Annotated in this window: 21 protein-coding genes; 6 read left to right on the top strand and 15 right to left on the bottom strand. The window is 75.5% G+C overall.

The features are described 5' to 3' along the window. Positions 1–56: 56 nt before the first annotated feature. The 5 genes from VE546_RS09190 to VE546_RS09210 form a co-directional block, all read right to left on the bottom strand. Positions 57–1,064 carry a hemolysin family protein gene (locus tag VE546_RS09190; protein WP_324920520.1) on the bottom strand — a complete coding sequence of 336 codons (1,008 nt, stop codon included), beginning with the start codon at positions 1,062–1,064 and terminating at the stop codon, positions 57–59. Further along, complete coding sequence (locus VE546_RS09195; RefSeq protein ID WP_324920521.1) at positions 1,061–2,476, bottom strand: hemolysin family protein; 1,416 nt, start codon at positions 2,474–2,476, stop codon at positions 1,061–1,063. Before VE546_RS09195 ends, VE546_RS09190 begins: the two co-directional genes overlap by 4 nt. 180 nt (positions 2,477–2,656) lie before the next feature. Further along, positions 2,657–3,169 carry a GNAT family N-acetyltransferase gene (locus VE546_RS09200; protein ID WP_324920522.1) on the bottom strand — a complete coding sequence of 171 codons (513 nt, stop codon included), beginning with the start codon at positions 3,167–3,169 and terminating at the stop codon, positions 2,657–2,659. Positions 3,170–3,225: 56 nt separating this feature from the next. Then, a complete protein-coding gene (locus tag VE546_RS09205; RefSeq protein WP_324920524.1) occupies positions 3,226–4,116 on the bottom strand; it encodes an LLM class F420-dependent oxidoreductase in 891 nt (296 codons plus the stop codon). A gap of 53 nt (positions 4,117–4,169) precedes the next feature. Next, on the bottom strand, positions 4,170–4,880 hold the full coding sequence (locus tag VE546_RS09210; protein WP_324920557.1) for an ABC transporter ATP-binding protein: 711 nt from the start codon (positions 4,878–4,880) through the stop codon (positions 4,170–4,172). A gap of 258 nt (positions 4,881–5,138) precedes the next feature. Between VE546_RS09210 and VE546_RS09215 the strand changes: the two genes are divergently transcribed. Then, positions 5,139–5,372, top strand: coding sequence for a toxin-antitoxin system HicB family antitoxin (locus VE546_RS09215; RefSeq protein ID WP_324920526.1), 234 nt, complete (start codon positions 5,139–5,141; stop codon positions 5,370–5,372). 367 nt (positions 5,373–5,739) lie between these two features. Here the strand turns inward: VE546_RS09215 and VE546_RS09220 are convergent, their stop codons facing one another. The 4 genes from VE546_RS09220 to bioB all read right to left on the bottom strand — a co-directional run bounded on the left by VE546_RS09220 (position 5,740) and on the right by bioB (position 9,763). After that, positions 5,740–6,420: a class I SAM-dependent methyltransferase gene (locus VE546_RS09220; RefSeq protein ID WP_324920528.1), complete on the bottom strand. Its 681-nt coding sequence runs from the start codon at positions 6,418–6,420 to the stop codon at positions 5,740–5,742. 22 nt (positions 6,421–6,442) lie between these two features. Beyond that, a complete protein-coding gene (gene bioD, locus VE546_RS09225) occupies positions 6,443–7,165 on the bottom strand; it encodes a dethiobiotin synthase (RefSeq protein ID WP_324920530.1) in 723 nt (240 codons plus the stop codon). A 71-nt stretch (positions 7,166–7,236) separates the two neighbouring features. Further along, entirely contained in the window at positions 7,237–8,586 is a 1,350-nt protein-coding gene (locus tag VE546_RS09230) for an adenosylmethionine--8-amino-7-oxononanoate transaminase (protein ID WP_324920532.1), read from the bottom strand. Next, positions 8,579–9,763: a biotin synthase BioB gene (gene bioB, locus VE546_RS09235; RefSeq protein WP_324920533.1), complete on the bottom strand. Its 1,185-nt coding sequence runs from the start codon at positions 9,761–9,763 to the stop codon at positions 8,579–8,581. Before bioB ends, VE546_RS09230 begins: the two co-directional genes overlap by 8 nt. 148 nt (positions 9,764–9,911) lie before the next feature. On the opposite strand from bioB, the gene VE546_RS09240 reads away from it, so the two are divergent. Together VE546_RS09240 and VE546_RS09245 are read left to right on the top strand one after the other, a co-directional pair. Further along, the gene (locus VE546_RS09240) at positions 9,912–11,084 is read left to right on the top strand and encodes an 8-amino-7-oxononanoate synthase (RefSeq protein ID WP_324920535.1); all 1,173 of its coding nucleotides are present in this window, start codon (positions 9,912–9,914) and stop codon (positions 11,082–11,084) included. A gap of 263 nt (positions 11,085–11,347) precedes the next feature. Then, positions 11,348–11,785, top strand: a complete 438-nt coding sequence (locus VE546_RS09245; RefSeq protein WP_324920537.1) for an ATP-binding protein — start codon at positions 11,348–11,350, stop codon at positions 11,783–11,785. Positions 11,786–11,839: 54 nt separating this feature from the next. Here VE546_RS09245 and VE546_RS09250 read toward each other — a convergent pair whose 3' ends face one another. Beyond that, the gene (locus VE546_RS09250; RefSeq protein WP_324920539.1) at positions 11,840–12,769 is read right to left on the bottom strand and encodes a LysR family transcriptional regulator; all 930 of its coding nucleotides are present in this window, start codon (positions 12,767–12,769) and stop codon (positions 11,840–11,842) included. A gap of 72 nt (positions 12,770–12,841) precedes the next feature. Here VE546_RS09250 and VE546_RS09255 point away from each other — a divergent pair, with 72 nt between their 5' ends. Next, positions 12,842–13,462: a LysE family translocator gene (locus tag VE546_RS09255; RefSeq protein ID WP_324920540.1), complete on the top strand. Its 621-nt coding sequence runs from the start codon at positions 12,842–12,844 to the stop codon at positions 13,460–13,462. Here VE546_RS09255 and VE546_RS09260 read toward each other — a convergent pair. From VE546_RS09260 to VE546_RS09270, 3 genes are all read right to left on the bottom strand, one after another. Further along, positions 13,404–13,919, bottom strand: a complete 516-nt coding sequence (locus VE546_RS09260) for a DUF6328 family protein (protein WP_324920541.1) — start codon at positions 13,917–13,919, stop codon at positions 13,404–13,406. The genes VE546_RS09255 and VE546_RS09260 overlap by 59 nt on opposite strands. 105 nt (positions 13,920–14,024) lie before the next feature. Beyond that, on the bottom strand, positions 14,025–14,342 hold the full coding sequence (locus VE546_RS09265) for a hypothetical protein (protein ID WP_324920543.1): 318 nt from the start codon (positions 14,340–14,342) through the stop codon (positions 14,025–14,027). Positions 14,343–14,357: 15 nt separating this feature from the next. Beyond that, positions 14,358–14,993, bottom strand: a complete 636-nt coding sequence (locus VE546_RS09270; protein WP_324920545.1) for an ATP-dependent Clp protease proteolytic subunit — start codon at positions 14,991–14,993, stop codon at positions 14,358–14,360. Between the two features lie 96 nt (positions 14,994–15,089). On the opposite strand from VE546_RS09270, the gene VE546_RS09275 reads away from it, so the two are divergent. Continuing rightward, entirely contained in the window at positions 15,090–15,395 is a 306-nt protein-coding gene (locus VE546_RS09275) for a type II toxin-antitoxin system Phd/YefM family antitoxin (protein ID WP_324920547.1), read from the top strand. A 417-nt stretch (positions 15,396–15,812) separates the two neighbouring features. Here the strand turns inward: VE546_RS09275 and VE546_RS09280 are convergent, their stop codons facing one another. Together VE546_RS09280 and VE546_RS09285 are read right to left on the bottom strand one after the other, a co-directional pair. Then, on the bottom strand, positions 15,813–16,568 hold the full coding sequence (locus VE546_RS09280; protein WP_324920549.1) for a lysophospholipid acyltransferase family protein: 756 nt from the start codon (positions 16,566–16,568) through the stop codon (positions 15,813–15,815). A gap of 293 nt (positions 16,569–16,861) precedes the next feature. Next, positions 16,862–17,461, bottom strand: a complete 600-nt coding sequence (locus VE546_RS09285; RefSeq protein WP_324920551.1) for a TetR/AcrR family transcriptional regulator — start codon at positions 17,459–17,461, stop codon at positions 16,862–16,864. A gap of 71 nt (positions 17,462–17,532) precedes the next feature. Here VE546_RS09285 and VE546_RS09290 point away from each other — a divergent pair, with 71 nt between their 5' ends. Further along, positions 17,533–18,363, top strand: a complete 831-nt coding sequence (locus tag VE546_RS09290) for a class I SAM-dependent methyltransferase (RefSeq protein ID WP_414720436.1) — start codon at positions 17,533–17,535, stop codon at positions 18,361–18,363. Positions 18,364–18,502 lie beyond the last annotated feature (139 nt).

Raw genomic sequence — 18,502 nt, forward strand, 5'->3', positions numbered from 1 at the left:
TGGGAGGCATCGTAACCGGCCGCCCGGTACGGCGGCCCGCGCGGCCGGTCCCGCCGCTACCTGCCCACCAGCTCCCGCAGCACGTCCTCCATGGTGACCAGCCCGGCCGCGCGGCCGTCCGTGCCGATCACCGCCGCGAGGTGGGTGCCGCTGCTGCGCATCGCGCCCAGCACGTCGTCCAGCGGTGTCGACGCCCGCACCCGCGCGATCGGCCGCAGCGCCGAGACCGGGAAGGGCACGTCGCGCGGCAGGGCGTCGAGCGCGTCCTTGACGTGGAGGTAGCCCAGCGCCCGGCCGCCGTTGTCCACCACCGGGAAGCGGGAGAAGCCGCTGCGCGCGGAGAGCAGCTCCAGGCCCTCGGGGGTGATGCCGAGCGGGGCGAACACGACGTGGTCGGTGGGCCGTACGACGTCGGCCACCGGGCGGCGGCCCAGCACCAGCGCGTCGCGCAGCCGCTCCGTCGAGCGCTCGTCCAGCAGCCCGGCCTCGCTGGAGTCCGCCACCAGCCGGGCGAGCTGGTCGTCGGAGTAGGCCGCGGACACCTCGTCCTTGGGCTCCACCCGCAGCAGCTTCAGCAGGGCGTTGGCGAGGGCGTTGATGCCGAAGATCGCCGGCCGCAGGGCCCGGGTGAGGCCGACCAGCGGCGGCCCGAGCAGCAGCGCGGCGCGCTCGGGCGCGGCCAGCGCGATGTTCTTCGGCACCATCTCGCCGAACAGCATGTGCAGGTACGTCGCCGCCGTCAGCGCGATCAGGAAGGCGATCGGGTGGATCAGTCCCTCGGGCACGCCCACGAAGTGGAAGACCGGCTCCAGCAGGTGCGCGATCGCCGGCTCGGCGACCACGCCCAGCACCAGCGTGGACAGGGTGATGCCGAGCTGTGCGGCGGCCATCAGCGCCGACACGTGCTCCAGGCCCCACACCACGCTGCGCGCCCGTTTCTCGCCCCGCTCGGCGAGCGGTTCGATCTGGCTGCGGCGCACGGAGATCATCGCGAACTCGGCGCCCACGAAGAAGGCGTTGGCGACCAGCGTCAGCGCGCCGATCAGCAGTTGGACGACGGTCACCGGCGCGCCTCCTCGTCATCGGGTGCGGCGTCGGCGGTGATGACGTCGGCACCGTGGTGGCGTCCGCCGCTGTAGTGGTGGTCGGCGCCGTAGGCGTCGCCCTCCGGTTCCGGGGGCGAGGTCAGCCGCACCCCGGCGGCCCGCCGCCCGGTGGCGTCCACGACCTCCAGGCGCCAGCCGGCGACCTGGAGGACGTCGCCCACGGCCGGGATCCGGCCCAGCTCGGTGGCGACCAGTCCGGCCAGGGTCTCGTACGGGCCCTCCGGCGCGCGCAGGCCGATGGTCTCCAACTGGTCCATGCGGGCCGCGCCGTCCGCGTCGTAGAGCGTGCGGCCCTCCCCGTCCGTGCCCGCCGGCACCAGGTCGGGCGTCTGGAGCGGATCGTGCTCGTCGCGGACCTCGCCCACGACCTCCTCGATGATGTCCTCCAGGGTGACGACTCCGGCCGTGCCGCCGTACTCGTCGATCACCACCGCGATGCTGTTCTTGCCCGACAGCCGGTCCAGCAGCCGGTCCACGGTCAGCGACTCCGGCACGAGCACCGGCTCGCGCAGCAGCTCGGTGACCGGGTGGTAGGGGCGGCGCTCGGCGGGGACGGCGATCACGTCCTTGATGTGGGCGACGCCGACCACGGTGTCGAGGTTGCCCCGGTAGACCGGGAAGCGGGACAGGCCGGTGGCCCGGGAGGCGTTGGCCACGTCCTCGGCGGTGGTGTGCTCCTCCAGCGCCGTCACCTGCACGCGCGGCGTCATCACGCTCTGCGCGGTCAGCTCGGAGAGCTGGATGGTGCGGACGAACAGCTCGGCGGTGTCCGCCTCCAGCGCGCCCTCGCGGGCCGAGTGGCGGGCGAGGGCGACCAGCTCCTGCGGGGAGCGGGCCGAGGCCAGTTCCTCGGTGGGCTCCAGGCCGAGGCGGTGCAGCACCCGGTTGGCGGTGTTGTTCAGGTGGGTGATCAGCGGCCGGAAGGCGGCGCTGAAGCCGCGCTGGGCGACGGCGACCCGGCGGGCGACCGGCAGCGGGTGGGAGATCGCCAGGTTCTTCGGCACCAGCTCGCCGACGACCATCAGCACCACGGTGGACAGCGCGGTGCCGAGCACCAGCGCCGTGGAGGACGCCGCCGAGTCGGGCAGGCCGACCGCCCGCAGCGGGCCGGCCAGCAGCCGGGCGGTCGAGGGCTCGGCGAGCATGCCGATGACCAGGCCGGTGACGGTGATGCCGAGCTGGGCGCCGGAGAGCTGGAAGGTGAGCGACCGCACGGCCTTCAGGGCGCTGTCGGCGCCCGGCTCGCCGCGTTCGACGGCCCGTTCCAGCTCGCTGCGCTCGACGGTGGTCAGCGAGAACTCGGCCGCGACGAACGCGGCACAGGCGAGGGTCAGCAGCAGGGCGAGGATCAGGAGGAGGACTTCGGACATCGGGTCACCTCCGTCCCATGATCCGGCGGGACGGAGAGGTCCGCTCGGTGGTCGCGACGGTGTCTGCTACTGGGAGGCTCGCCCATGGGCGGACGCTCACACACCTTTCTTCCGCATGTTCGACGGGTTGTCCATCGTAAGCGAGCCGCCGCGCGTTCCCCGAGCCCGGCCCCGTCCTGGTCAGGGGCCCGGCCGGGAGGCCGGTCGGGCCAGCGGCTTCACCCACCGGCTCCACTGCGGCTGCGGCGCGTAGCCCGCGGCGCGCCACGCCCGGTGGGCGAGTTCGTTGCGGTCGAGCACCATGGCGTCGCCGCGCCGTCCGCCCAGGGCGGCGAACCGCTCCTCGGCCGCCGCCAGCAGGGCCGAGGCCACGCCGCGGCGGCGGTGCGCCGGATGGACCGCGAGCCGGTACAGGTGGCAGCGCCAGCCGTCGAAGCCCGCGATCACCGAACCGATCACCGAACCGATCACCGGATCGGCCGCCGGGCCGGCCGCCGGGGCCGCGGGCCCCCCGTCGCGCACGGCCAGCAGCAGCGCCTCCGGATCGCGTTCGATCAGCCGTGCCACGCCCGCCCGGTCGTCGCTGATGCTCGTCCCCTCGGCGGCCTCCTTCCAGAAGGCCAGGACGGCGTCGACGTCCGCCGCGGTCGCCGTGCGGATCCGCGGGCCGGAACCGTTGGGAAGATCGTCCATGCGGGCATCCCACCACCGGCCGGACGCCGGACGCGGGGAATTTCACCATGCGGGCATCAGCCGCCCCGCAGCTCCTCGATCACCGGGCCGAAGGCCTCCAGGTACGGGTCGAGCACGCAGAAGTAGGAGAAGCCGTACCGCTCGCGGTGGGCGCGCACCTGCTCGGCGATCTCCTTGACGCTGCCGGCGAGCAGGGCCGGGTGGGCCAGGAGCTCGTCCTCGTCCAGCCCCATGGCGTGCGGGACCAGCTCGCGGGCCACCGCGCGCCGGTCGTCGGTGACCACCACCCGCTGGACGAGGAAGTTCAGCTCGGCGGGCCCGTCCCGGTCGGCGGCGAAGCGGCGGTAGGCGGCCACCCGCTCCTCCAGCTCGTCCGGGCCGATCAACTGCAGGACGCCCTCGGGCGCGCCGGGGAGCTGCCGCCCGCCGGTGAAGGCGGCGATGTCGGCGTGGCGGGCGGCCAGCCGCAGCACCCGGTCACCGTTGCCGCCGACCAGCAGCGGCGGCCGGGGGCGCTGCGCGGGCGCCGGGACGTGTTCGGGGTCGGCCAGCAGCCGGTCCAGCTCGGTGATGGTGCGCGCCAGGCGGTCCACCCGTTCGCCCGGTGAGCCCCAGGGCAGCCCGGCACGCTCGTGCTCGGACCGTACGTACCCGGTGCCCAGGCCCACCTCCAGCCGTCCGCCGGTGAGCTGGTCGCAGGTGGCGATCTCGCGGGCGAGGAGGGCGGGGTTCCAGAAGCCCGCGTTGAGGACGAAGGTGCCCACCCGGGGCCGCTCGGTCGCCTCGGCCGCGGCGATCAGCGCCGGGAACGGCGCGGGCATGCCGAGGTGGTCGGGCACGAGCAGCACGTCGTACCCCAGTTCCTCGGCGCGGCGGCACTTCGCGCGCCACGCGTCGCCGGACTCGGGGGTGACCAGGTTGACGCCGAAACGGAACGGTCTCGCCATGGATCCTCCTCGGTGTCGGTGTTCACGGAGCCGGTGTCCTCAAGGACCTGCTCTCAGGACTGCCGGACGGGGTCGAACCGCTTCATGCGCTCCAGGACCGCCTCCGCGGTGGGCTCGGGCATCTCGTCGACGATCCGCCCGTCGGCGAGGAAGAGCACCAGGTCGGAGTGGGCCGCGGCGCCGGGGTCGTGGGTCACCATCACCACCGTCTGCCCCAGGTCGTCCACGGCCCGGCGCAGGAAGCGCAGCAGTTCCAGGCCGGAGCGCGAGTCGAGGTTCCCGGTCGGCTCGTCCGCGAAGACCAGCCTGGGCCGGGACGCCAGCGCCCGGGCGCACGCCACCCGCTGCTGCTGGCCGCCGGAGAGCTGCGCCGGGCGGTGCTTCAGGCGGTCCCGCAGCCGGAGCGTGTCGATCACCGTGTCCAGCCACTCCGGGTCCGGCCGGTGGCCCGCGATGTCCATGGGCAGGGTGATGTTCTCCAGCGCCGTCAGGGTGGGCAGCAGGTTGAACGACTGGAACACGAAGCCGATCTCGTCCCGCCGCAGCCGGGTGAGCTCCTGGTCGTTCAGTCCGGTGATCTCCGCGTCGCCGACCCACACCCGCCCCCCGGTGACCGAGTCCAGCCCGGCCAGGCAGTGCATCAGCGTCGACTTGCCCGAGCCGGAGGGGCCCATCACCGCCGTGAACCGGCCCTCGGCGATGTCGACGTCCACCGCGTCCAGGGCCAGGACGGCCGCCTCACCGCTGCCGTACCGCTTGGTCAGCGCACGGGCGCGGGCGGCCGTCCGCCCGTGCCCCGGTGCCTCGTGCGCCTCGTGCGCCTCCCGCGTCCTTCCCGTCTCTTCCGTCTCTTCTGCGGACACCGCACCTCCTCGGGGACGGACGGCTCCCCGTGCGGGAGCCGTGACCAGTGCACTACCCGGTGTGCGGCCGGGCATCCCCCGGGAGGTTCGCGGAACGGTCCCGTAGGCCACCACCGGGGCCGCTCGGCGGTGCCGGCGCCCGGGCGCCGGCGTGGTGGTGTGGCCAGGGCCCGGCCGAACGTCCGCGTGGGCGAGAAGACCGCCGGGACCGCCCGCCGACGGGCGGTCCCGGCGGGGCACGCCTTCGTCGAGGCGGCGGCCGACTTCATGAAGCAGTACGAGACGGCCTTCGCCGAGGAGTCCGGCCGGGAACGCGAGGGGCACCGGCCTTCGTGGCCCTCCGCATCGATCTCGCCCGGCTGCTCATGGTCGCCGAGGAGAAGGCCCCGGTGACCCCCGCGCGACCGACTACGGCGCCCTGATCGCCGCGGTCGCCCGCCACGGGGCGGCCGTCTTGACCGCCCCGTCCAACCCCGGCCCCCACGACCGGGCCGCCGCCCTGCTCCGGCTCCCGCTGCGCGTCCCCGCTCTGGAGCGGTCCAACGCCCTGTTCGCCTCCGCCGTCGCCTACGCCTGCCTGGTGGCCGCCGGCCTGAAGGCCGCCGTCTGCCCGAGCAGGTCCGCGACCTCGCCCGGCTGGTCAGGGACGGCACGGCACCGCGGACGTCCGCGCCGTCGCCGGTGGACTGCGCGGCTGGACCCTCTGACGCGCCGCGGCAGGGCCGTGCCCGCTCCGCCGCTCCCGTACGGCCCCGCCCCGCTACGGCCGCCGCGCGCTGCCCAGGACGAGCGACGAGATCGGGGTCGGCACACCGCGCTCCGGCACCCGCAGGCGCCGGTGGCGGACGGAGACGAAGCCCGCCGCCCCGATCGCGGCGACCGTGTCCCGGCCGCTGTGGCAGCCGCCGAAGAGCCGCGGCCACACCGTGCGGTCCAGCGCCCGCTGGAGCAGGGCTCCCGCCGGGGTCGCCGCCCGGACGTGCTCGTAGAAACGCAGCTCCCCGCCCGGCCGCAGCACCCGCCGTATCTCCGCCAGGGAGCGGGCGGGATCCCGGACGGAGCACAGCACCAGCGACGCCACGGCCGCGTCGAACGAGCCGTCGGCCGCGGGCAGTTCCTCCGCCACGCCCGGCACCACGGTGACCGGGACACCGGCGTGCCGTGCGGCGCCGGCCGCCAGCCGCCGCAGGCCGGGCTCCGGCTCGACGGCCACCACCTCGCGGACGCCGGCCGGGTAGCGGGGGAGGTTCAGGCCGCTTCCCGCCCCGACCTCGATCACCCGGCCGGACAGCCCCGCCAGCAGCTCGGCGCGGTGCGCGCCGACGCCCGTCCGCTCGTCCAGCACCGGGGCGAGCCGGGCGTAGAAGCGCGCGAAGAGCGGATGGTGCACGGTGCCGCACCGGGGCTCACCGCGGGAGGGGCTGTCGCCGCGAGTCGCCATGGGAGCCCTCCGATCCAACGGGTCACCCCCAGTCTGCTCCCGCGGACGGGGCCGCGCCCGCCCAGGTGCCGCCGAGGTCCGGGGCCAGCCACGTCCCGGCCAGTTTCCGGAAGTCCGCCGGGGCCAGGGCCGCCGCCCCCTGCGGCAGCAGCCCGACCAGGGGCGCGCCCGCCGCCACCGGGAGATCGGTCAGGTTGCAGCGGGCCGCGAGGTCCGGCTCCTCGGGCCAGCTCCCGACCACCACCCCGGCGCACTCCAGGCCGCGCGAGCGCAGCGCCTCCGCCGTCAGCGCCGTGGCGTTCAGGGTGCCCAGCCCGGCCGCGGCGACCACCAGCACCGGCGCCCCGAGCAGCCGGGCGGCGTCCGCGAGGGTCGCGCCCCGGTCGTCGAAGCGCACCAGCAGCCCGCCCGCGCCCTCGACCAGCACCAGGTCGTGCTCCTTAGCCAGCGTCCGCGCCGTCTCCGCCACCGCCTCGGGACGCACCCAGGGCAGACCGGCGCGCCGCGCCGCGGTCTCCGGCGCCAGCGGATCGGGGTAGCGGGCGAGCTCCACGGCGGTCACGTCCGCACCGGCCAGCCGCCGCACCTCGGCCACGTCCCCCGGCTCGCCCTCGGCCACCCCGGTCTGCGCCGGTTTGAGCACGGCCACCGAACGGTCCGCCGCCAGTGCCGCGGCGGCCAGCGCCGCCGTGGCCACGGTCTTGCCGACCTCCGTACCCGTTCCGGTGACGACCAGCACCGACATCCTCGTGCCCTTCCTCGTGTCCTTCGCGTGCCCCGCGTGTGTCCGGCCTGCCCGGTCGCCCGGCCCCGGCCTCAGCCCGCGCGTGCCGCCGCGCACACCGCGGCGGCGATCCGCGCCACGTCCTCGTCACCGGTGACGTACGGCGGCATGGTGTAGACCAGATCGCGGAACGGCCGCAGCCACACGCCCGCGCGCACCGCCGCCTCGGTGGCCGCCGCCATGTCCACCTCGTGGTCGAGCTGGACCACGCCGATCGCCCCCAGCACCCGTACGTCCCGCACCCCGGGCAGCGCGGCCGCCTCGGCGAGTCCGGCGCGCAGCCCGGTCTCGATCCGCTTCACCTCGCCCGCCCAGTCCTGCCCGAGCAGCAGCCCGAGCGAGGCGTCGGCGACCGCCGCCGCCAGGGGATTGCCCATGAACGTCGGGCCGTGGGCCAGCACCGGCACCTCGCCGCGCGAGATGCCCTCCGCCACCCGCGCCGTGCACAGCGTCGCGGCCATCGTCAGGTAGCCGCCGGTCAGCGCCTTGCCGACGCACATCACATCGGGGGAGATCCCCGCGTGGCCGGCCGCGAACAGCGCGCCCGTCCGCCCGAAGCCGGTGGCGATCTCGTCCAGCACCAGCAGCACGTCGTGCTCGTCGCACGCCTCGCGCAGCACCCGCAGGTAGGCGGGGGAGTGGAAGCGCATTCCGCCCGCGCCCTGCACCACGGGTTCCACGACCACCGCGGCCAGCTCGTCGGCGTGCGCGGCGACCATCTCCCGCAGGTGCGCCGCGTAGGCCGGGTCCGGCCCGGCGTCGAAGCCGTCCGGCGGCGCGTCCGCGAAGACCTGGCGGGGCAGCAGCCCCGACCACAGGTGGTGCATGCCGCCGTCGGGGTCGCACACCGACATCGGCTGCCAGGTGTCCCCGTGGTAGCCGCCGCGCCAGGTCAGCAGCCGGCGCTTGCCCGGCCTGCCGAGCGAACGCCAGTACTGCAGGCACATCTTCACGGCCACCTCGACCGAGACCGAGCCGGAGTCGGCGAGGAAGACGTGCTCCAGTCCCTCCGGCGCGATCTCCACCAGCCGGCCGGCCAGCCGTACGGCCGGCTCGTGCGTGAGCCCGCCGAACATCACGTGGCTCATCCGCTCCAACTGGGCGCGCGCCGCGTCGTTGAGCACCGGGTGGTTGTAGCCGTGGATCGCCGCCCACCACGACGACATCCCGTCGACCAGCTCCTCGCGCCCCCAGGCCGGGCGCGCCAGCCGCAGCCGGACCCCGGACGCGGAGGAGACGACCAGCGGCTCGGAGCGGCCCGGCATCGGACCGTAGGGGTGCCAGACGTGACGGCGGTCGAGGTCGAGCAGTTCCTCGGGGGAGAGCCCCGGACCGGGCCCCGGGGGGAGGTCCGGGGAGAGGGGGGAGAGCGCGTCAGGCATTGGGCGGCAGCTCCGTGCCCGCGCCCCGCCGCCGTACGGCCACCAGGTCCGTACGCGCCCGGCCGGCCGCCGTCGCACCGCCGGCGGCCTCCCCGGCGGCTCCGCCGCCGCACGGTCCGCAGCCCCGGCCGTCCTCCGTGCCGCCCTCCCCGCCGCAGCCGCCGGAGGCGTCCGCCCGGTGGGGCGGCAGGGTCCGCTCCCCGGCGCCCTCCACCTCGAAACCGGCGTCGGCGATCATCTCCAGGTCGGCCCTGCCCGCCTGGCCCTCACTGGTGAGGTAGTCGCCCAGGAAGATCGAGTTGGCCAGGTGGAGGGCCAGCGGCTGCATCGACCGCAGGTGCACCTCGCGCCCGCCGGCCAGCCGGACCTCCACGTCGGGGCAGACGAAGCGGACCATCGCCAGGATGCGCAGGCAGCGCTGCGGGGTGAGGTTCCACTCCTTCGCCAGCGGCGTCCCCTCGAACGGGATGAGGAAGTTCACCGGAACCGAGTCCGGGTCCAGCGCGCGCAGCGCGAAGACCACGTCCACCAGGTCCTCGTCCGTCTCGCCCATGCCCGCGATCAGCCCCGAGCAGGCCGACAGCCCGGCCGCCTGCGCCTGCTGGACCGTTTCCACCCGATCGGCGTAGGTGTGGGTGGTGGTGATGTCCCCGTACGTGGCCTCGGAGGTGTTGAGGTTGTGGTTGTAGGCGTCCGCGCCCGCCGCGCGCAGCCGCTCCGCCTGCCCCTCGGAGAGCAGGCCGAGGCAGGCGCACACCTCGACGTCCTGGTTCTGTTCCTTGATCGCGGCGATGGTCTTCGAGACCCGCTCCACGTCCCGGTCGGTGGGCCCGCGCCCGCTCGCCACCAGGCACACCCGCTTGGCGCCCCCGGCCACGCCCGCGCCGGCCGCGGCGGCGGCCTCCTCCGGCTTCAGCCAGGTGTACTTGAGGATGTCGGCCTTCGACCCCAGCCGCTGCGAGCAGTACGAGCAGTCCTCCGGGCACAGCCCCGACTTCAGGTTGACCAGGTAGTTCAGCTTGACCCGCCGGCCGAACCAGTGGCGCCGCACCCGCCCGGCCGCGGCCACCACATCCAGGAGTTCGTCGTCGGAGGTGGCCAGCACGGCCAGCGCCTCGTCGCGTGTGGGCAGCTCGCGCCGCAGTCCCTTGTCCACCAGCGTGTTCAGCAGATCCATGGGCCGATCCTGTCCTACCCCGCCGCCCCGGGCCAAGGACGGACCCGCACAACCGCCGACACGCGCGGTGTGTGGATCACCACATCCCGCGCGGGGGCGTCCGGCGGCTACCTTGGGGCGGACCCGACGGACGACCAGGGACGGCCCCATGCCCCACGACCCCCAGGAATCCCCCCGCGCCCCCCGGGACCCCTTCGGCTGGATCGAGGAGCAGCGCGAGCACCGCCGCCGCGCGGGCCTGGTGCGCTCCCTGCGCCCCCGCGCCGCCGACTCCTCCCCGCTCGACCTGGCCGGCAACGACTACCTGGGGCTGGCCCGGCACCCGGAGGTGGTCGCCGCCGCCGGGGCCGCCGCCCGCCGGTGGGGCGCGGGCGCCACCGGTTCCCGTCTGGTCACCGGCAGCACCGAACTGCACGCCGAACTGGAGGCGGAACTCGCCGGCTTCTGCGGTTTCGAGGCCGCCCTGGTGTTCTCCTCCGGCTACACCGCCAACCTCGCCGCCGTCACCGCCCTGACCGACCGCGGCACGCTGGTGGTCTCCGACGCCGCCAACCACGCCTCCCTGATCGACGGGTGCCGCCTCTCCCGCGCGCGGACCGCCGTCGTCCCGCACGCCGATCCCGGTGCCGTCCGCAAGGCGCTCGACGGCTTCGACGGCCGCGCCCTGGCCGTCACCGACGCCGTCTTCTCCGTCGACGGCGACGCCGCGCCGCTGCCCGAACTGGCCGCCGTCTGCCGCGAGCACGGCGCCGCGCTGCTGGTGGACGACGCGCACGGCCTCGGCGTCCTCGGCGACGGCGGCCGGGGCGCCCCGCACGCCGCGGGCCTGTCCGGCGCCCCGGACGTGGTGGTCACCGTCACCCTCTCCAAGTCCCTGGGCAGCCAGGGCGGCGCCGTCCTCGGGCCGGCCCGCGTGATCGACCACCTCGTCAACACCGCCCGCACCTTCGTCTTCGACACCGGCCTGGCCCCCGCAGCCGCCGGTGCCGCCCTCGCGGCGCTGCGGGTGCTGCGCCGCGAACCCGCCCGGGCCGCCCGCGTCCGCGAGGTCGCCAGGGGGCTGTACGCGCGGCTGACGGCCGCCGGCCTGGACGCCACCCGCCCGGACGCCGCCGTGGTGTCCGTACGCGCCCCCTCCCCGGAGTCGGCCGTCCGCTGGGCCGCCGACTGCCGGGACGCGGGGCTGGCCGTGGGCTGTTTCCGGCCGCCGTCGGTGCCCGACGGCGTCTCCCGGCTGCGGCTGACCGCCCGCGCCGACCTGACGGACGCCGAGCTGGACGCGGCGGTCGCCACCGTCGTGCGTACGGCACCGGCGGCCTGACCAGGGAGCGGTGGGCGGAGCGCGGTCCGGGGCCGTCCGGAACCGGTCCGGGGCCCTCCGTCCGGCGGACGCGTCAAAAAGGCTCGTCTGTCGCAGAGTTCACCGCTTCGGGCGACAGAAACCGGCACATGTCGGGGGATCGACCGCATCGGAGCCGGTGTGGTGGCACGCTGGCGCGAAGCAGCCATCCGAGGGCGGTTCCGCCTCCACCGCCCGGCACCACGCCGGAATCCCGCCCCGATGGGAAAGGGACGAAGCTCGCCATGGCAGATCATCAGGAAGCGTCCGTCACCCTCCCCAGTGTCCCGGCCTCCGTCACGGCCGCGCGCAGATACGTCACGGACACGCTCGCCGAGTGGGGCGTCGCAGGTGGAGTCAGCGGAAACGATCTGGCGGACGCCGTCCGGCTGATCGTCTCCGAACTGGCCACCAACGCCGTCCAGCACACCTTCGGCCGGTCGCCCACCTTCACCGTCGACGTCCGGCTGGAACACGACGAGACGCTCCGGGTCGGCGTCACCGACAGCCACCCGCGCCGGCCCCGGCGGCTGCCCGCCGCCGTCCAGCAGGACAACGGCCGCGGCATGGTCATCATCCGCAGCCTCGCCGCCGAACTGGGCGGCGGCCTCACCATCGAGCCCACCGCCGAGGGCGGCAAGACCGTCTGGATCGTCCTGCCCCGGCGGGCGCCCCTGGGCTGACCGGCCCGTACCGGCACCCCCGCCCGTACCGGCCGGCCCGTCCCGGCCCCCGGGTCAGCCCGCACCCGTACGGACCGCACCCCTACGGGCGAAGCCGCCGCGCAGCAGCGCCCGCAGCGTGTCCGCCGCCGGAGCGCGCTCCCCGGTGCGGTAGGCCACCGAGATCGTGCGCCCCAGCTCCGGCGGCCCGAGCCGCCGCACCCCCAGCGGAGCCACCGCCACCGCGGCCATCATCTCCGGCACCACGGCCACCCCCAGACCCGCGCTGACCAGCGCGCACACCAGGACGTAGCCCGGCGTCTCACAGCGCACCGCCACGCTCGCGCCCGCCCGCGCCAGCTCCGCCTCCACCTCGCGCCGGTGGGAGTTGGCGGGCGCGCTGCTGATCAGGGGCTGACCGGCCAGTTCGGTCAGCGGCAGCCGTCCCGCCCCCGCCGACAGCGCGTGCCCCGGCGCCGTCACCAGCACCAGCTCCTCGGTCAGCAGCGTCTCCAGCCGCACCCCCGCGGGCGGCTGCGCCACCGGCCCCGGCCGGTAGACGTGGGTCAGGGCCAGGTCCACCTCGCCCCGGGCCACCGCCTCCACTCCGGCGGGCGGCTCGAACTCCACGACGCCCAGCTCCACGTCCGGATGCGCCCGCCGGAAGGCGCTCAGCACCGGCGGCAGCACGTGCGCCCCCGCCGTCATGAAGGTGCCCACCCGCAGCCGCCCGCCGGACAGCCCCGTCAGGGACGCCAGTTCGTACCGGGCCCGGTCCAGCTCGTCCAGCACCCGCCGCGCCCGGGCGGCCAGCAGCTCGCCGGCCGCCGTCAGCCGGGTGCCGTGGCGGTGGCGCACCAGCAGCGCGGTGCCCGCCTCCCGCTCGAGCTTGGCGAGTTGCTGGGAGAGGGCGGGCGCGGTGTAGCCGAGCCGGGCGGCGGCGCGGGTGATCGAACCGGCCTCGGCGACCGCGACCAGGGCGGCCAGGCGCGTCGGATCGTACACAAGGGCTTCTTAACGCAGACCCAGCACATTGCCAATACCTGCTACAGGGCCACCTCCGCCAGGCTGGTGCCCATGGACGCACACCTGGTCGCCTTCACCGGGGTCGCGGCGGGCATGGTCGCCCTGCCCGGCGCCGACTTCACCGTCGTGGTGCGCAACGCGCTCACCTCCCGCCGCGCCGGGATCGCCGCGGCCCTGGGGGTCGCCGGCGGGCTGCTGGTGCACACCGCGCTCGCGGTCGCCGGGGTGGCCGCGGTCCTGGTGGCCGTGCCCGCCCTGTTCCACGCCCTGCGGTTGCTGGGCGGCGCGTACCTGCTCTGCCTGGGGGTCCGCGCGCTGGCCGGCGCGCTGCGCGGCCCGGCCGGCCGGGAAGGCCCCGCACCGCGGACGGCCGCGGTGCGGGGACTGCGCGAGGGCTTCCTCACCAACGTGCTCAACCCCAAGGCACCGGTGCTCTTCCTCGCCCTGCTGCCGCAGTTCGTCCCCGACGGCCGCCCCGTGCTGCCGCGCACCGCCCTGCTGGCGGGACTGGTCGTGGCGCTGGCGCTGCTGTGGTTCCCGGCCGTGGCCCTGCTGGTGGACCGGCTCGGCGGCCTGCTGCGCCGTCCGCGTGCCGCCCGCACGCTCGACGGACTCACCGGCGCCCTGCTGACCGCTCTGGGGACCGTGCTGCTGTGCGATCCGCTGTTCTGACCCGCCGCCTGCGGAGCCCGAGGGGCAGCACCGCCCACACCGCGGTGCAGAAGAGGAGCACGCACGCCGCCACCGTGATCCCCGCGGCCCGTCCCAGCACCACGTCCACGACCAGCAGCACCGCACCGGCCAGCGCGAGGCCGAGCACCACCAGCCCGGCGGCGGCCAGCCGCGAGGACACCTCGACGATCAGCCGTTTGGCCCCGCGCCGGAACAGCGCCCGGTGCAGCGCGGCCGGGGCGGTGAAGAGGATGGTCGCGGCGACGGCCAGCAGCAGCGTCGTGATGTAGGTGCCGCGCTGCACCTCGTCCAGGCGGGGGAAGCGCTGGGTGAAGGCCAGGGTGAGCAGGAAGGCGAAGAGGATCTGGACGCCCGTCTGGATGACCCGCAGCTCCTGCAGCAGCTCGACGAAGTTGCGGTCGTCGCGCTCCAGGGGCGTCTCGCGGCGGTCGTTCATAGGGGCTGGGTTGCCCGCCGGGGTCGGCTCACGCACCGTCGGCCCGTCCGATCGCTCCGCTCGGCCCGATCGCTCCGCCCGACCCGCGCGGCCCGCCTGTTCCGATCAGCCCGGCCGGCCCTCCGGCTCGGGCGGAAGCGCTATCAGGGACGTGCGCCGCTGCCCGTCCAGCACGCGCAGCGCCCGTTCCAGGGTGCCCGCGTGGACTTCGGTCTCACCGCGCTCGTACATCACGGCCAGCGCGTCCCGCAGCGCGGTCGCCCTGCCGACCAGCGCCTGGGCGGCGCGCAGGGCGCCGTAGGTGTCGTGTCCGCGGGCGGGATTGATCCGGCCCAGCAGATCGACCACCTCCAGATAGCGGTCGATCACCTCGCCCTCGGCCCGCGTCAGGGCGGGCAGGGGAGGCAGTTCGGGAGGCAGCACTGGCCTCAGCCCCTCTCACCTCGGCGCGCGTACCGCGCGGGACGTCTTGCGCCCTGCCGTCAGCCGGTCCACGAGCCCGTAGGCCACCGCGCCCTCGGCGTCGAGGAACAGATCCCGTTCGAGGTCCTGCCGGACGCGCACCAGGGGTCGGCCGGTGTGTTCGGCGAGGAGTTCTTCCAGCTTCTCACGGGTGCGCAGCATCTCCCGGGCCTGGATCTCCAGGTCCGCGGCCTGCCCCCGGGCGGGCTCGGCGAGGGCGGGCTGGCGGATGACGATGCGCGCGCCGGGCAGGGCCAGCCGCTTGCCGGGGGTGCCCGCCGCGAGCAGCACGGCCGCGGTGTCGGCGGCCTGTCCCAGACAGACGGTCTCGATGTCGCAGCCGACGTACCGCATCGTGTCGTGGATCGCGGTCATCGCGGTGAAGGAGCCGCCGGGGGAGTTGATGTACAGCGAGATGTCCCGCTCGGGCGCGGCGTGTTCGAGGTGGACGAGCTGGGCCATGACGTCGTTGGCGGCGGCGTCGTCGATCCGCGTGCCCAGGAAGACGATGCGCTCCTCCAGCAGCTTGGAGTACGGGTCCAGGGTCCGGACCCCGAGGCTGGTGCGCTCGGTGAACTCGGGCAGGACGTGGCGGGCGATCGGGCCGTCCATGGCACGGGATCCCTTCGTCGGCGGTGGTGGTCGGCGGCGTGTGCGGTGCGGGCGCGTACAAAATGTACAGGACGTACATGTGGTTATGCTGGGAGCATGGCTTACGAAATTCCGGTGACGCAAGCCCGCGCCGAACTCGCCGACCTGATCAACCGTGTGGTGTACGGCGGCGAACGGGTGGTGGTGACGCGCCACGGGAAGCCGCTGGTGGCCCTGGTGACCGCCGCTGACCTGGAACGACTGGAACAGCAGGACGCGCCCGAGCGGGACGGGGTGATCAGCACGGTCTCCGCCGTGCGGGAGGTGCCGTCCGCTCCGGGCGAACGCGGCCGCTTCGGCATCGCGGCGCACCACCCGGGCCCGGCCGCCGGAGACCGGCGCCCGGGGCACCGGGGCGCGTAGGACGCGAGGGAGTTCCGGAGGGGCCGTACGTCGCCGTCCGTCCCGGCGGTGGCGCACGGCCCCTCCGGGGTCTCGGGGCTCGGACCGCCGGAGCGGCGGCCGTCGGGCTGAGCACCGGGCACAGTACGAGCACCTGCGCCGGACCCGCGGCGCCGTGGCCGTCGAGGCACGCCCCCGACCGCGGCATCGTGCCGCCCGCGCCCGGGGCGGCCGTCGGCCGGGCTCCCGTGAGGGCGTCCGGCCGGTCGTGGCCCAGCGCCGTCGCGACGGGCGCCGATAGGGCGGCGGCCCCGGCGGGACGGCCGGGTCGCGGATCCCGTGGAGTCCGGGCGCCGCACCGGGCTCCCGGTCACGCCGCCGGTCGGAGCCGAGGACGGCGTCGGCGCCGCGGCCGCCGTCACGGCGTGACGGCGGCGGTCACTCCGTGCCGGTACCGCCGGCGCCGGACGTAGTCGGCGGGTCCGCCGGGGTCGCGTCACCGGACTGCCGGGCCGCCGCCTGCGCGGCCTTGGCGTCGGGGGCGTACAGGTCCACGTACTCCTGACCGGACAGGCTCATGATCGCGTACATGATCTCGTCGGTGACCGCCCGCAGCACCGTGCGCTGGTCGTCCATCCCCGCGAAGCGCGAGAAGTCCAGCGGCGGGCCGAACCGGATGGTCACCGGCCGTCCGATCCGGGGAAGGGCCCGGCCCGGCGGCTGGATCTCGAAGGTGCCCACCATGGCGCACGGGACCACCGGCGCCTTCGCCCGGAGCGCCATGACGGCCACCCCGACCCGGCCCCGGTACAGCCGCCCGTCGTGCGACCGGGTGCCCTCGGGGTAGATGCCGAGCAACTCGCCCCTGCGCAGCACCTTCAGGCCCTCCTCGATCGCCGCCTGGCCGGCGCCCCGGCCCGAGCGGTCCACCGGGATCTGCCCCACGCTGCGGAAGAACGCCGCGGTCAGCCTGCCCTTCAGCCCCGGTCCGGTGAAGTACTCCGCCTTGGCCAGGAAGGTGATGCGCCGCTTGAGGATCGAGGGCATCAGGAAGTGGTCGGAGAACGACAGGTGGTTCCCGGCGATGATCGCCGCGCCCTCGTCCGGAACGTGCTCCAGGCCCTCGATGCGGGGCCGGAACACCAGCCGCAGCAGTGGCCCCAACAGGACGTACTTGAGCACGTAGTAGAACACTGGGCGGCTCCCGTCTGTACGGATGGGCCTTGAGCTGTGTCCTTCCAGGCCACGGCGGGGGGTCGGGGACGGTGCTCCGTCCGACGTCTGACGCCTACCCCCTCGCGGGCGGCGCAGACACGGGACCACCGGACGGACGGAGGGCGGCGGCCCCGGTTCCGCGGCAGCGGTGCGGCCCGCCGGCCCGTCCGTCCGGGGCGTGCCTCACCAGGACCGGTGCGCCGGGAACCGCCGGCCGTCGCCCTGTCGGCGCACGGACCGTCCGGCGGAACCCGGGCCCGCCGCGGGGGCGTTCACGGCTGCGGGTCCCGTACGACGCCGGCGACGACCGTGGTCACGACCCTGCGGACGGCTTCGGCCTCCGGCGGGGTGCCCTTCCGGTCGGCGAACAGCAGGTGCCCGGCTCCGATCAGGGTGGGCGCGAGCGTGTCGACGTCGGCGTCGGCCGCGATGCGGCCCAGGTCGCGCTCGGCGGCCAGGTACGAGGCGATCATGGCCGTGGCCTCCGTCAGGACCGGGACGCCGGCCGACCCGGCCCGATGCAGCCGGGCGCGCAGGTCGTCCCGGAAGGTGATGAGGGCGACGATCGCCACCGCGACCGATCCGAACAGGTCCGTCAGCGCTCCGGCGAGGTTGTCGGCGACGGTGCCGGTCCCGGCCGACTCGCGCAGGGCGGCGGCCTGGCCGTCGATCCGGGCGGTGCGGTCCTGCACGAGCTCGGTGAGGAAGGCGTCGAAGTCGGCGAAGTGCCGGTGCAGGACGCCCTTGGCGCAGCCCGCCTCCGTGGTGACCGCCCGGCTGGTCAGCGCGTTCGGCCCGTCCCGGAGCAGGATGCGCTCGGCGGCGTCGAACAACTGCTCGCGCACGTCGCGGATGGCCACCCCTGTCGGCACCGTACGTCCCTCCTTTCCCCGCGGGCTCTGCCCGGTTGACGAGTGGGCGCGTGCCCACTCATAGTGGGCGCATGCCCACTGTACCGCCGGAGCGGGCTCGCCCCTCCGAACACGAGCCCCATCGGCACCGACGGATGGCGGAGTCGTTCGGCGTGGACGCCGAACGCTACGACCGTGCCCGGCCCGACTATCCCGACGCCGTGGTGGAGCGGGTCGTCGCCGGCAGCCCCGGCCCCGAGGTCCTCGACGTCGGTTGCGGCACCGGCATCGCCGCCCGGCGGTTCCGGGCGGCCGGCTGCCGGGTGCTCGGGGTCGAGCCCGACCCCCGCATGGCGGACGTGGCGCGGCGGTTCGGGATCGGGGTCGAGGTGGCGACGTTCGAGACCTGGGACCCGGCCGGCCGGGAGTTCGACGCGGTCGTCGCCGGCCAGGCCTGGCACTGGATCGACCCGGCCGCGGGAGCGGCCAAGGCCGCGCGGGTGCTGCGCCCCGGCGGCCTGCTGGCGCCGTTCTGGAACGTGTTCCAGTTTCCGCCCGATCTGGGGGAGGCCGTCGCCGAGGTCTGCCGGCGGGCGGTGCCCGGTGCGCCGTTCGACTTCCGGGCGATGACGAAGGGGGCCCCGGACGGGTACCGGGCACTCCTCGCCAGGGCCGCCGACGGGATCCGGGAGGCGGGCGGGTTCGGCGAACCGGAGCAGTGGCGACACGACTGGGAGCGCCTCTACACCAGGGACGAGTGGCTGGACCAGATGCCCACCCAGGGCGCCTTCACCCGGCTCCCGCCGGACAGGCTGGCGGAGGTGCTGGCGGGCGTCGGGGCCGCCATCGACGAGGCGGGGGGAGACTTCACGATGCGTTACACGACGGTGGCGGTCATCGCGGTACGAACCGGCACCGCCTGACCGGGCCTGCCGGGCCCGTCGCTCCGGCGGCCCGGGCCCCGGCGGCGTCCGCGGCGCCGGGGTGCGTGCTCCGGCAGACGATCCGCGGGGCCGCCGCCGTCCGGCCGCTGGCCCCCTCCGCGGCGGCCCGGCCCGCGGC

This window comes from Streptomyces sp., assembly GCF_035644915.1.
GTDB lineage: Bacteria > Actinomycetota > Actinomycetes > Streptomycetales > Streptomycetaceae > Streptomyces.